General features: G+C 73.8%; 9 protein-coding genes. 5 read left to right on the top strand and 4 right to left on the bottom strand.

Annotated elements, in window-relative coordinates; genetic code table 11:
* The first annotated feature begins 7 nt into the window (after positions 1-7).
* From DEJ51_RS28025 to DEJ51_RS28015, 3 genes are all read left to right on the top strand, one after another.
* On the top strand, positions 8-1777 hold the full coding sequence (locus DEJ51_RS28025; protein WP_150260359.1) for a protein kinase domain-containing protein: 1770 nt from the start codon (positions 8-10) through the stop codon (positions 1775-1777).
* A gap of 228 nt (positions 1778-2005) precedes the next feature.
* Positions 2006-3316, top strand: coding sequence for a sensor histidine kinase (locus DEJ51_RS28020; RefSeq protein WP_223835992.1), 1311 nt, complete (start codon positions 2006-2008; stop codon positions 3314-3316).
* A complete protein-coding gene (locus DEJ51_RS28015; RefSeq protein WP_190620686.1) occupies positions 3304-3993 on the top strand; it encodes a response regulator in 690 nt (229 codons plus the stop codon). Before DEJ51_RS28020 ends, DEJ51_RS28015 begins: the two co-directional genes overlap by 13 nt.
* Here DEJ51_RS28015 and DEJ51_RS28010 read toward each other — a convergent pair.
* Positions 3971-5260 (bottom strand): PQQ-binding-like beta-propeller repeat protein, encoded by a 1290-nt coding sequence (locus tag DEJ51_RS28010; RefSeq protein WP_150260358.1) that lies wholly within the window; start codon positions 5258-5260, stop codon positions 3971-3973. The two genes, DEJ51_RS28015 and DEJ51_RS28010, sit on opposite strands and share 23 nt — an antisense overlap.
* Positions 5261-5528: 268 nt before the next feature.
* On the opposite strand from DEJ51_RS28010, the gene DEJ51_RS28005 reads away from it, so the two are divergent.
* The gene (locus tag DEJ51_RS28005; RefSeq protein ID WP_190620684.1) at positions 5529-6581 is read left to right on the top strand and encodes a hypothetical protein; all 1053 of its coding nucleotides are present in this window, start codon (positions 5529-5531) and stop codon (positions 6579-6581) included.
* Positions 6582-6661: 80 nt separating this feature from the next.
* Here DEJ51_RS28005 and DEJ51_RS35890 read toward each other — a convergent pair whose 3' ends face one another.
* From DEJ51_RS35890 to metG, 3 genes are all read right to left on the bottom strand, one after another.
* Entirely contained in the window at positions 6662-9214 is a 2553-nt protein-coding gene (locus DEJ51_RS35890; protein ID WP_150260356.1) for a bifunctional serine/threonine protein kinase/MFS transporter, read from the bottom strand.
* Between the two features lie 40 nt (positions 9215-9254).
* Positions 9255-10550, bottom strand: a complete 1296-nt coding sequence (locus tag DEJ51_RS27995) for a glycosyltransferase 87 family protein (RefSeq protein WP_150260355.1) — start codon at positions 10548-10550, stop codon at positions 9255-9257.
* Positions 10551-10724: 174 nt separating this feature from the next.
* Positions 10725-12440: a methionine--tRNA ligase gene (gene metG / locus DEJ51_RS27990; protein ID WP_150260354.1), complete on the bottom strand. Its 1716-nt coding sequence runs from the start codon at positions 12438-12440 to the stop codon at positions 10725-10727.
* 555 nt (positions 12441-12995) lie between these two features.
* Between metG and DEJ51_RS27985 the strand changes: the two genes are divergently transcribed.
* Complete coding sequence (locus tag DEJ51_RS27985) at positions 12996-13643, top strand: sigma factor-like helix-turn-helix DNA-binding protein (protein ID WP_223835991.1); 648 nt, start codon at positions 12996-12998, stop codon at positions 13641-13643.
* Positions 13644-13755 lie beyond the last annotated feature (112 nt).

The raw sequence follows: 13755 nt of genomic DNA, 5'->3' as shown, positions 1-13755 counted from the left end.
TGGCGCCATGGGGACCGAGGGGGCGAACGCCCGCGTGATCGCAGGGCGCTACCGGCTGGACGCCAAGCTCGGACGCGGCGGCATGGGCATCGTGTGGCGCGCCACGGACCAGTTGCTCGGGCGGAACGTCGCCGTCAAGGAGGTCGCGCTCGACCCCGCGCTGTCCGAGGAGGAGGCCCGCCAGCAGCGTGAGCGGACGCTCCGCGAGGCACGGGCGGCGGCGCAGCTCAAGCACCCCCACATCATCGTGGTGCACGACATCGTCGAGGACGGCGAACTCCCGTACATCGTCATGGAGCTGGTCGAGGGCGGTTCCCTCGCCGACCGGCTCTCCCGGACCGGTCCCGTGGACGTCGCCGAAGCGGCCCGGATCGGGGCCGCGCTGGTCGGAGCGCTGCGTACGGCGCACGCGGCCGGGGTACTGCACCGGGACATCAAGCCGGCGAACGTCCTGCTGGAGGCGCCGGGCGGGCGGCCCGTGCTCACCGACTTCGGCATCGCGCAGGTGTCGGGCGCCACGACGCTGACGACCACCGGGTCCTTCGTCGGTTCCCCCGAGTACACCGCGCCCGAGCGGATGTCGGGGCGGACGCCGGCCGGGCCCGAGGCCGATCTGTGGTCGCTGGGCGCCCTGCTGTGCGCGGCCCTCAGCGGCGCCTCCCCCTTCCGGCGGGATTCGCTCGGCGGGATCCTGCACGCGGTGGTCTTCGACGAGATCCGGCCGCCCGAGGCCTGTGGCCCGCTGCTGCCGGTGGTGCGGGGACTGCTGGAGCGCGATCCGGCCGAGCGGATCGGCGCGGAGCGGGCCGAGCGGATGCTGCGGGACTGCGCGCAGTCGGCGGGGCAGTACACCCCGACGCGGTACACCCCGGCCCTGCACGACCCGGCGCAGTCCGCTCCGGCCCCGCAGGACGCCTCGCCGCAACCCCCGGGCGGCCCGCAGGCCACGGCGGTACCGCAGACCCCGGACGTCCCCCGGACCCCGGACGTCCCGCTGATCCCGAGCGTCCCGCAGACCCCGGCCGCTCACGGTCCGGCACGGGCCGGGGCGGTCCCGGCGTCGGCGCCGACGCCCCTGTCGGCCCCGGTACCCGCGCCCGGGCCCCCGCACGCCCCGGGGAGGCGGCGGCCGGCGGCGGCGCTGATCGCCGGGCTGCTGCTGGCCGCGATCACCGGTGCCGGCGTGTCCGCCGCGCTGCTCACGAGCGACGGCGGGCGGGGAGGGCGGACGTCCACGAGCGGGGCGGCCGGCCAGGCGAGCACGCCCGCCTCCTCCGCCGCCACCGGCGAGCGGACCGACACGGTCTCCCCCTCGTCCGACGACCGGCCCGCGCCCGCGGGCTACCGCGTCGTCACCGACCCGGAGGGTTTTTCACTCGCGGTGCCGCTCGGCTTCACCCGCAAGGTGGAAGGTCCGCGGATCTTCTACATGTCACCCGGTGAGACCTTCCGCATCGGCATCAAGGTGGCCGAACCCGAGTCGGGCGGCCCCCTCGCCGTCCATCAGCGTGCCCACGCCAAGGGGCCGGGGACCAACCCCGGTTACCGTGACGCCGAGGTCGCGACCACCGCGCAGAACGGCCTGCAGGCCGCCCTGTGGCTGTTCACCTGGGACGGTTTTTCGCCGGCCGAGGGTCCCCGGCACACCCGCGACCTGTGCTGGGAGGAGGACGGCCGCCTGTACGACGTGTGGGTGTCCTCGCCGGTCCGCCAGGCCGAAGAGGCCCGGGGCTACTTCGACACGGCGGTGCGGACCTTCGTGCGTACCGGGGACTGACAGCCGCAGCCACAGGCCGCTTCACCCGCCAGGCGCAGCCCACCACGGCACCCGCCGCCGCGCTCCATGATCGGGGGGACACGGCTCCCCCGGCCCCGCCGATCCGGGCGGCCCCGTACGCCTGGCCCGTGCTGATCTGCGGCTTCCTGGCCCTGGGCGCACGCCATGTGACGGGCCGTCACGTCCGCCGCGAGGGTCATGGCCGGACACCCCTTAGGGTGGGGGGACATGTCCGACTCCACGCCCCTCCCCGAACCGGCCGGATTCGCTCCGGTCACCGTCCTGGCCGCGATGCGCCGGCCGCTGCGGTTCCTCGGCTCGTGGTGGCCCTGGCGGTGCTGGGCGTATCTGGCCAGCGGGTTCCTCCTCGGCTATCCGGTTCTGGTCGTCCTCGTCCTGCTCCTCGGGTTCGGGCTGGCGCTGGCGGTCGTCGGGATCGGCCTGCTGCTCCTGCTGGGCGCCGTCGTCGCCGGGGTGCCGCTGGGGGCGCTGGAGCGGTGGCGGCTGCGGTGGGTGGAGCCCGGGCCCGTGCCGGACCCGCACACCTCGCTCGCCGGTGCCGGGCCCGCGGCCTGGCTGCGGACCCGGCTGCGGGAGCGGGCCACCTGGCGGGAGTTCGCGTACGCCGCCCTGCTCGGACCGGTCTTCGGGGCCGCCGGGTTCGCCGTGATCACGCTGCTGGCCTTCGCCCTGATCCTCGTCGCGACACCGGTGATCGTGTGGGCCATCGCACCGGACACGGTGATGCTGATCCCCGGCCGGGCGGTCTCCGGGCCGGTCGAGGCCCTGGGCGGCACGGCCGTCGGGCTGGCCGGGACGACGGTGGCGGCGTACGCGGGCGCGCTGCTCGCCGGGGCCCAGGTGAAGGCGGCCCGGCTGCTGCTCGGGCCACGGGTGGAGGCGGACCGGATCCTGGAGCTCACTCGCTCCCGGGTCCGCCTGGTGGACGCCTTCGAAGCCGAACGGCGGCGCATCGAGCGGGACTTGCACGACGGGGCGCAGCAGCAGCTGGTCGCCCTCAGCATGACGCTGGGCCTCGCCGAGCTGGAACTGCGCGGGCTCCCGCAGGCGGCCGGGGCCGCCGCGCTGGTGGCCCGGGGGCGGGGGGAGGCCAGGGTCGCCCTGGAGCAACTGCGCGACCTCGTACGGGGAATCCATCCGCAGGTCCTCACCGACCACGGGCTGGCGGCGGCCGTCGCCGAGGTGGCCCTGCGTCATCCCGTACCGGTGACGGTGGACCTCGACGTGCCCCGGCTGACCGAACCGGTGGAAGTCACGGCCTACTTCACCGTCACCGAGGCCCTCGCCAACGCGGCCAAGCACAGCGGCGCCTCGCACGTCCACGTCGTCGGTAAGGTCGTGGGTGACCGGCTCACTCTCACCGTCACCGACGACGGCCGCGGCGGCGCCGATCCCGGCGCGGGAGCGGGCCTGGCAGGACTCGCGGACAGGGTGGCGATGTTGAAGGGCAGGCTGGTGGTGTCCAGTCCGGTGGGCGGACCGACCCGACTCAGGGTGGAGGTCCCGTGCTCCGGCTGATCCTCGCCGAGGACTCCGTACTGCTGCGCGCCGGGCTGACCGAACTCCTCACCCGCGGCGGGCACCAGGTCCTCGCCGCCGTCGGCAGCGCCGAGGAGCTGGTACGGGCGGTGGAGGCGCAGCGGCCGGACGTCGTCGTGACGGATGTGCGGATGCCGCCCGGCTTCCGCGACGAAGGCCTGCGGGCCGTACTCGAACTCCGCTCCCGCGACGCCGCGTTGCCCGTGCTCGTGCTCTCGCAGTACGTGGCCACGGCCTACGCCACCCAGTTGCTGACGGGTGCCTCGGCGGCGGGGCTGGGCTATCTCCTCAAGGACCGGGTCGGCGAGGTGGCCGAGTTCCTCGACGCCCTCCAGCAGGTCGCCGAGGGCCGTACGGTCATCGACCCGGAGGTGGTGCGGGTCCTCCTCAGCCGGCAGTCCGAGGAACGGCCGCTGGCCCGGCTGACCCCGCGCGAGCGGGAGGTGCTGACGCTGATGGCCTCCGGCCTCAACAACCAGGCCCTGGCGGCACGGCTGTTCATCACCGAGGCCGCCGTCGTCAAACACGCCTCCAGCATCTTCATGAAGCTCGACCTGGACGCCACCGAGGGCAACCGCCGGGTCCTGGCGGTCCTGGCCCACCTGTCGGGCCAGGACCGCCAGGACCCGGCCGTCACCAGCGTTCGAACGCGGTGAAGGGCCTCACGTGGCTGCCCGAACGCACGGCGATGAGCCTGTCCTTGTACGGGATCAGGTCGTCGACGGAGCCGGCGTCGTCGCGGAAGGCACGGTGCTCCTCCTCGTCGCCCGTGGCGGCGTCGTACGCGTAGAGGCTGTCGCCGTACCTGGTCGACCCCTTCACGGCCGTGACCAGGCCGTCCTGCGCGTGCAGCCCCTGGACGACGTAGGCGGCGCCGCCGAGGGCCTCCTTCCAGAGCCTGCCGCCGGTCGTCAGGTCGAAGGCGACGAGCAGCCCCCACTTGCCGCCGTCGGTGAGCGCGAAGAGCCGTCCGTCGGAGACGGTCACATGGCTGCCGATCGAGCCGTGGCCGTCGCCGGTGGCCTGGATCCGGGCTCCGGGGCGGCCACCGGGCCCGAAGGTGAGGAAGGCGTCGACGCCCCGGTCGCCCTCGTCGACGCGCAGCACGACGGGCTCGGTGGCCGTGAAGGTGACGCTCGCGCCGGCGGCGACCCCCCGGCGGGCGTCGAGGGGTGTGATCCACAGCTGCCTGCCGTCGGCCGGGTCGAAGGCGGCCAGCCGCATCTCCTCGCCGCAGGCCAGGACGGCGAGGACCTCCCGGGGCGCGGTGGCCGTGCCGTCCGGGGTGCAGCCCTCCTGGACCGCGGCGGTCCAGCGGGGGGAGCCGGTGCGGAGGTCGACGGCGCGGACGGCGGGCGCGCCCTTGCCAGTGGCGTCGAGGACCACGCCGAGCCCGCTGCCGACGGCGAGCGCGCGGACGCGGTCGGCGGTGTCGCCGCCCGCCGGTGCGAGGGCGGTGCGCCACAGTTCGCGGCCGTCGGCGAGGTCCAGCGCGGCGACGGTGGCGCAGCCCTCGGCGGCGCTCCTGGTGTTCTCGTCGTACGCGATCAGCACGTGCGCGCCGTCGGCGGTGGTGCTGGCGGCGCAGATCTCGGTGCGGCCGGGCGGGACGAACTCCCAGACCTTCTTGCCGGTTCCGGCATCGAATCCCGTGACGGCGTCGTGCCGGGTGCGGACGAGGGTGTCGTCCACGATCCAGGCCTGGTGGGTGCCGTCCTCCGGGGCCCGGCTGTCGCCGGGGGTCTCCCAGGCCGTCGTCAACGACGATCCGGGCCAGTAGCCCGAGGTGCCCAGGAACGCCCAGCCGAGGCCGACGACGATCGCCAGCACCACAGCGACGGCGATCAGGCCGCCGAGCCAGGACCGCCTTGCGCCCTGCGGTCTCGACCGCTCTGCCGCGTCACCGTTCGTCGTTTCCGTCATGCGGATCCCCACCCCGTTCCAGTCACTCGGACGGCGTACAGCGTAGGCGTTGGTGATCACCGGGAGCGCTCGGGAGGACGAGGGCGTTCGGGACGGGCGTCCCGACGGCCCCACCGCACGGGCGCCGGACGCGAGGACGTCGTCGAACGGTTTCACCGATGCCCGACAGGTCCACCCGCTCTGCCCTGATAATCAGCACACACCACCAGCCCGGGGGAATGACAGACGCATGCCAGTGTCCGGCACCTTAGCCCGAACCCGCTCGACCGTGATCCGCGCCCGCGCGCAGCACCGGCTCCGGCAGCGACGAGCACGGCGCACCGCTGCCGTGTGTGCCCTCCAGGGCCTGGACCGGGCCGTCGACCGCCTCGGGTTCCCCTCGGGCAGCCTGCCCCACACGCGCGTCGGCCTGGTGTTGTGGCACTCGCTCCCCCATGTCAGGGCGTTCCACGCGGTGTTGACCGTCGTTTTCTGTTTCAGCGTCGGCTTCTGTGTCGCCGCGCTGCTCTTCCCCTACGAGATCGATCTTCTGAGCCAGGTCACCTCGGACGAGTTCGCCGGACACGCGCAGACGCTCATGGACAGGAAGCAGGCGTTCAGCGATTGGGAGGGCCAGCCCGTCGGCCCGATCCTCGTGGCCATCGCCCTCGTTGCGGGCACTGTCTACGCGGTCTCCGTCGCCCTGGTCACGCTGCTGTCCGAGCCGATCCGCAACCGCGCACCCGACATGCCGTACACCCTCATCGGCCGCTCGGCGCGCGCCCTCGCCCTGTGCGCGGACGTCTACGACACGGTCCCCACCGGCCGTCTCCAGGCCTTGCACGAGCTCGACCACCATGCGCGCAGGCTGGAGGAACGTGTCCTCAAGGTGTACCGCGAGTCCCGGGTCATCCCGCGACGGTCACCCCGGCGAACGGTTGCGCGGCAGCACGGCCGGCACGTGGCCGCGGCACTTCGCCGACAGCTCATGCGGATCGACGTCGACCCGCGCCAAGGAGCCCACGACTACGCCGTCATGGTCGCCGAGATCAGCGAGAACTACGCCCAGGGCAAGGTGGCAGGTCTGCTCCCCGAAGCGAAGCTCGCCGACGTCCCGCTCCCGTCTCCCTTTCTCGCGGCCTTCCGTGAATCCCTGCACGTCGCCGGTGCCATCCTTGCCGCGATCCTCGCGGCCGTCGCCACCGCGGCAGTCCTGCCCAAGCTGGGTTTCGTCCCCAAGGACCTGCACCTCTGGCTGATCGCCGGCGCCGCCGCGGTCGCCGGCATCCTCACCGCCGGATGGCACCGCTTCACTCGCCTCATCCCCCTCATCGGCCCCTGACCCCGTTCTGGCGGCCGGCAACGGGTCAACCGCCGCGGGGCAAACGGCACGTCCGGTGGGAGGCAGCCGGGCGACGGCCCTCAGGCCGCGCCCGTGTTCCGCCGCGGGGCGCTGATCAGCAGGACGGCCGGCAGGGCCGCCAGCAGGACGGCCCCGGCCGCGCACCAGAGGGTGGTGGTGTAGGAGTCGAGCAGCCGGGCGAACACGTCGGTGTCTTCCGAGATCTGCCGCAGGCGGCTCGTCAGGACGGCGCCGAGCACCGCCCCGCCGATCGCCTGACCCAGGTACTGGGCCGCCCCGAGGGCTCCCGAGGCCGCACCCGCGTGGTGCGGCGCCACCCCGGCGGTCCCGATGGCGTAGAGCGGGACGAGGGCCAGGCCCAGGCCGAATCCGGTGAGCAGCATGCCGGGCAGCACCCCGGTCGCATACGTGGCCGCTCCGCCGACACCCGCCAGCAGGGCCAGCCCGAGGGCCGTGACCGCCAGGCCCGGCAGGAGCAGGGCCCGCGGGGCGACGCGGGGCAGCAGGCGTGCGGAGACCTGGGTGGCGGCCACGAGCGCCGCGGCGGCCAGCGGCAGGTGGGCGGTCCCGGTCGCACCCGGGCCCTCGCCGCGGATCTGCTGGGCGAAGAAGCCCAGGGCGGGGAGGAGGGCGACCACGGCGAAACCGGTGACGAGAACGGCCAGGAGGGAGCCGAGGCGGCTCCGGTCCGCGAGGACGTACGCGGGGAGCAGCGGGCCGGAGGTTCGCCTCTGCCACCACAGGAACGCGGCGAGCAGCGCGAGGCCGCCCGCGACAACGACCAGGGTCTGGACGACGCCCCAGTCCGGGGCCTCGGCGAGGCCACAGGCCAGGATGGCGGATCCCGCCGTGCCGAGGAGCACGCCGAGTCCGTCGAACCGGGCTCCGGTGCGGCCGGGGCGGCCGGGCAGCAGGGTGAGCGTGCCGATCAGGGCGAGCACGGCGAGCGGGACCACCGACCACAGGGCCCAGCGCCAGTCCAGGGTCTCCGCGAGCCACCCGCCCGTGAACACGCCGAGCGCACCGCCGCCCGCGGCGACCGCCGCGTAGATCCCGAAGGCCCTGCCGCGTTCCTTGGGGTCGGTGAATCCGGTGGCCACCAGGGACAGCGCGGCCGGGACGAGCAGGGCCGCAGAGGCGCCCTGCAGGACGCGGGCGGCGATCAGCGGCCCGGTGCCGGCGGCCGCGCCGCCGAACGCGGCGGCCGCCGCGAATCCGATCAGGCCGGCCACCAGCATCCGCCGGGCTCCGAACAGGTCGGCGAGATGCCCGCCCAGCAGCAGCAGTCCGGCGAGGGCGACCAGGTGGGCGGTGAATACGGCGCCCAGGTGGTCGATGCCGAGATCGGCGTGTATCTGCGGCCCCAGCAGGCTGAACTGCGCTGCTTCGACCAGCACCAGCAGCTGTGTCAGGGCGAGCACCGCGAGCCCCCACCACCGCCGGGGATGCGGGGGCGCGGGGACGGACTGGTCCGCGGGGAGCGAACCCGGGGGCGGCCCGAAGCCGTCCGCGGGGCCGAAGTGGCCGGGGGTCGTGGGCGCGTACGCGGGAGGCGGGGGCGGTGTTCCGTACGGGGAGGCGTCCTGCCGGGACTGCGCGGGCACGAGGCGGGGGTCCGGCGCCTGCTCGGCGGGGCCCTTCTCGGTCACGACCCCGCCGCCGGCTCCGGCCCCACCCATGCCGGCCCCGCCACCGCCGGCTCCGGCGTGAGACGCCGGGGCGTAGTCCAGCAACCGTGCGGCGTGGCGCCCCAGCTGGGCCAGCACCGCGCCCGGGAGCCACTCCCCGGCGGCGTCCGCCGCCGTACGCTCCGCCACCTCCTCGGGGGTCGGCCGCCGGGCCGCGTCCTTGTGCAGGCACGCACCGACGAGGCCGGCCAGTGACTCCGGCACCCCGGTCAGGTCCGCCTCCTCCTCGGCGATCCGGAAGAGGTGGGCGTTCAGGCCGGTGTCCTTGGCGCCGAAGAGCATGCGTCCCGTGGCGGCGTACACGAGGACCGCACCGAGGCAGAAGACGTCGCTGGCGGGGGTCAGTTCGAGACCGCGGACCTGTTCCGGGGACATGAACCCCGGCGAGCCGATCAGCATGCCGGTGCGGGTGTGCAGGCTGTCCCCGGTCAGGCTGTCCATCGCCCGCGCGATGCCGAAGTCGATGACACGGGGCCCGTCGACGGTGACGAGCACGTTGGAGGGCTTCAGGTCGCGGTGGATCAGACCCGCCTCGTGCACGGCCCGCAGGGCGAGGGCGAGCCGGTTGGCGAGGGTCCGTACGGAGTCCTCGGGCAGCGGACCGAACTGCCGGGCGACCACGGTCTGCAGGTCGGGCCCCGGGATGTACTGGGTCGCCACCCAGGGCACGGCGGCCTCGGTGTCGGCGTCGAGCACGGCTGCCGTCCAGCTGCCGCCCACCCGTCGCGCGGCGGCCACCTCGCGGGCGAACCTCTTGCGGAATTCGGGGTTCCCGGCGTACTCCGCCTGGACCACCTTCACGGCGACGGTACGCCCGGCTTCGGAGCGGCCCAGGTAGACCAGTCCCATGCCACCCGCGCCCAGCCGGGCGATCAGGCGGTACGGTCCGATACGGTTCGGGTCTTCGGCGGTCAGCTGATCCACGGACGGAAGGATAGTGCAACTATCCAATGTGCGGGGGTCATCAGGCGAAATGCCCTCCCGTCCGCTCGCTCCGCTGCGCCCCCGGCCGCCGGCCCGACGGCCGGGGCCAGGGCCGGCCCGATCCCGTCACCACGCGCGAGACACCCGGTACGGTCACCGAGCGGGCCCAGACCGACAGCAGGACCGGCAGCGCCAGATAGCCGAAGCGGCCCGCCGGGGCCAGGAGGAACGCCAGGGTGAGGCCGAGGGCGAGGCGGTCCGCGGCGGCCGCCACCGTACGCGGCGGCCTGGCGAGCAGGGAGCCGGCCACCGCGAGACCTCCCGCCAGGAGCAGGCCCACCGTCAGGTACCAGCCCCAGGGGCCCAGTTCGGCCAGCAGTCGACCGGGCAGCGGACTGCTCGCCGGGGTCGGCACCGCCGCCCGCCCGGTGGGGAAGGCGAACACCTGGCGTCCCACCTCCGCCGGCTGGAGCAGCACGGCCGGCAGCACCACCAGGGCCGTGCCGCCGGCCGCGACCAGAGCGCAGCGCACCGCCGGCCACCCGCCCCGGCAGACCGCGAGCAGGGCGACGGCCACCGCGACCGCGGGCAGCGCCGTCCACTTGAGCGCGCAGGCCCCTGCGAGGGCCGCCCCGGTGAGGACGGGCCGCCCGGCGGCCGCGGCCGCCAGCGCCAGGCAGCAGAGTCCGGCGAGCGGCAGGTCCACCCCGCTCACCGCCAGGGGCAGGGCCACCACCGGCGAGGCCACCAGCACGGGCAGCAGCCGGCCCGGCCCACGTCCGGTGCCGACACCCGGCCCACGCCCGGGACCACCGCCCGGCCCGCGCACGGTCGTCCCGCCGTGCAGCAGCCGCCGGGCCGCCCACAGGCAGCCGAACAGCACGGCCGCGCACCAGATCCGGGCGTCCCCCAGCAGCCGCGCCGCCCAGCCGGCCCCGTCGCCGTCTCCTCCGAGCAGCGCCCGCGGTATGCCGAGCAGCGCCATGCCCGGCAGGTAGGGGGTGTACTCCTCGACGTGCGCGGGCCGGTCGACGTAGAGCCGGCCGGACTCCAGCAGGAGCCGGCCCGAGCGTTCGACGACCGTCACCTCCGACTGCCCCTGGCCGGTCAGGACCAGCCACAGCAGCGGTACGGCGACGGCCCCCAGCAGGGCGGCGGCGAGCGCGGCGCGACGGCGGCCGAGTGCGGTGGCCGTGGCGGCCGCGAGGTATCCGGCTGCGGCGCACCAGCCCCACAGCCGGTGCGGTGCCAGCGAGGAGAACAGCGGGAAGGACAGCGCCCACGCGGCGGCGAGCAGCCAGCCGGTGGTCCACCGGGCGGTAGGGGAAAGGGTCATGGGTCCATTCCAGCCGCGCGGCCCGGCCGGGTCTGCACAGCCAGGTGGACGGTCCGCGGTGGGGTTTTCCCTACCTTCCCCCTCGCCCGCCCGCCCTCCCCCGGGGCATGCGTGAGGGGCACGACCCGTCGGGTCGTGCCCCTCGACCGGTTGTCACCGGGCCCTGCGGATGCCTCAGGCCTCCGGGTTGCCGCCGAACCGCTCGCGGTAGGACTCCAGGTCCTCCTCGGTGACGCGGGCGAACAGCACGGGCGGCACGGTGAACGGGGTACCGGCCGGCACCGCGTCCAGGGAGCGGGCCTGCTCCGGGGTGATCCAGGTGGCCGTGTCGTCGGCGAGCGCGAACGAGGAGCGCATGGCGCGCGCCGAGGCCGGGATGAACGGCTCGGAGACCACCGAGTAGAGGTGGATCAGGTTCATCGCCGTGCGCAGGGTGAGCGCCGCGCCCTCCAGGTCGGTCTTGACCTCCAGCCAGGGGGCCTTCTCGTCCAGGTACGCGTTTCCGGCCGACCACAGGGCGCGCAGCGCGGCCGCGGCCTTGCGGTACTGGAGGGTGTCCATGTGGCCCTCGTACTCGGCCAGCAGCTCGGCGATCTGCTCGCCCAGCTTGGCCTCGGCCTCGCCCGCGGGGCTGCCGGCGGGGACGTCGTCACCGAACTTCTTGCGGGAGAAGGTCAGTACGCGGTTCACGAAGTTGCCGAGGGTGCCGCCGAGGTCCTTGTTGACCGTGGCCTGGAAGTGCTCCCACGTGAAGGACGAGTCGTCGGACTCGGGCGCGTTGGCGATGAGGAAGTAGCGCCAGAAGTCGGCCGGGAGGATCTGCAGCGCCTGGTCGGTGAAGACGCCGCGCTTCTGCGAGGTGGAGAACTTGCCGCCGTAGTACGTCAGCCAGTTGAAGGCCTTGACGTAGTCGACCTTCTTCCACGGCTCGCGGGTGGCCAGTTCGGTGGCGGGGAACATCACCGTGTGGAACGGGACGTTGTCCTTGGCCATGAACTGGGTGTAGCGGACGTCCTCGGCCTCGTACCACCACGACTTGTAGTCGCGGTTCGCCGGGTCCAGGTCGGACCACTCCTTGGTGGCGCCGATGTACTCGATCGGGGCGTCGAACCAGACGTAGAAGACCTTGCCCTCGGCGGCGAGCTCGGGCCAGGTGTCGGCCGGGACCGGGACGCCCCAGTCGAGGTCGCGGGTGATGGCGCGGTCGTGCAGGCCCTCGGTCAGCCACTTGCGGGCGATGGAGGAGGCGAGCTGCGGCCACTCCTCCTCGTGCTCGGCGACCCAGGCCTCGACCTCGTGCTGGAGCTTGGACTGCAGCAGGAAGAGGTGCTTGGTCTCGCGGACCTCCAGCTCGGTGGAGCCGGAGATGGCCGAGCGGGGCTCGATCAGGTCCGTGGGGTCCAGGACGCGGGTGCAGTTCTCGCACTGGTCGCCGCGGGCCTTGTCGTAGCCGCAGTGCGGGCAGGTGCCCTCGACGTAGCGGTCCGGGAGGAAGCGGCCGTCGACCGGCGAGTACACCTGCCGGATCGCGCGCTCCTCGATGAACCCGTTCTCCTGCAGCTTGCGCGCGAAGTGCTGGGTGATCTCGCGGTTCTGCGCGGAGGAGCTGCGGCCGAAGTAGTCGAAGGACAGCTCGAAGCCGTCGTAGACCGCCTTCTGGGCGTCGTGGGCCTGCGCGCAGAACTCGGCGACCGAGATGCCGGCCTCCTTGGCGGCGAGTTCGGCGGGGGTGCCGTGCTCGTCGGTGGCGCAGATGTAGAGGACGTCGTGGCCGCGCTGGCGGAGGTACCGGGAGTACACATCCGCCGGAAGCATCGACCCGACCATGTTGCCCAGGTGCTTGATCCCGTTGATGTAGGGAAGCGCGCTGGTGATCAGGTGTCGAGCCATCCTCGGATGCTCCATTTCCTCTGTGCGGTACGACGTGACGTGACGGATTGTGAACGCGGTTCATCGTATCGAACCGCCGCGAAGCCACGCGCCGCATTTGTTCATGGGTGGACGTAAAGCAAAAGCGAGGGCAGTGACCTCTCCGTCACGGCCCTCGCGATCGGGCCCATGTTACAGCCGCACCGCGGCGCACCCCACCGGCGCCCGGGCCACGACGGCCGGGGCGTCGGCGGGAGCGGTGACGGCGGCACGGGCGGTGCCGCCGAAGGGGCACTCGCTGCGGCACCGGCGGCGGCACTCGCGCTGGCAGAGGCGGCGGCACTCGCGGTGGGCATATGCATACGTGCCGGCTGGAGCCCCGCGTGATCGAGATCGATCACGGGTCGATCATCCGCGACGCATTGCTTCCAGGTTTCTTCTCTGCGCCCTCCGAGTGCGCCCGCGCTGCTTTCCTGTTCAGCGCACAGGGGATGAGGTGGAGCGGTGAACGATGGCGGACCGGAGGAGTCCGGTGGGGCCGTGGGACTACCGAGCCGGCGTCGGCGGCCGACTCCCATGAGCCAGTGGGATCCGACGGCGCGCCTGTCGTACTGGGCCTTCCACGCCAATCGGCGGCCCGCGTACATGCGCTTCGCGTATCTGCAGCTGGGCTCCGACGCGGCGGCGGAGGAGGCGGTGGACGCCGCCTTCGACTCGATCATGGGTGAATGGCTGCGGATGCTCCACATGGACCGCCTCGACGCCTACGCCTGGACCGTCCTCAAGCACTGCCTGGTCGACCCGCGGCGCCGTCGCCATCCGTGGCAGCAGCACCCGGAGCCGACGGACATCAGCGCCTTCGAGGCTGCCCTGAAGGAGGCCCACGCCGATCAGTACGAGGTGTTGACCGACACCATCCGCTTCTACTCCGCCGTCTCGCGGCTCGCCGAGCGGCAGCGCGACTGCGTGCTGCTGCGGTACGGGCTCCAGTGCACCCCCGGTGAGGCCGCGGCCGTGATGGGCGTCGACGAGGCCACGGTCCGCTCCTACCTCGGACAGGCCCACCGGCGGCTCGCCCGGCTGCTCTCCACGTCCGCGGTACCGCCGGACCCCGCGGTGCCGCCCGACCCCGCGGTTTCGCCAGACTCCGTGGCACAGCCGGACTCCGTGGGACAGCCGGACTCCTCGTCACAGCCCGGCTCCGCCGAATCGGCCGGGTCATGAGGCGCCACGAGCGGCCGGAGCGGCAGGACGGCGACCCGGTCCCCCGTTCCCTGGCCGAGTTCCTGGCCCGGGCGGGGGTCCGCGACCGCTACCGGCACTACGACCTCGGCGC

Source organism: Streptomyces venezuelae (genome assembly GCF_008642275.1).
GTDB lineage: Bacteria > Actinomycetota > Actinomycetes > Streptomycetales > Streptomycetaceae > Streptomyces > Streptomyces venezuelae_E.
Note: the sequence above shows the minus strand (reverse complement) of the source record. Positions and strands in the feature narration are given on the sequence as shown.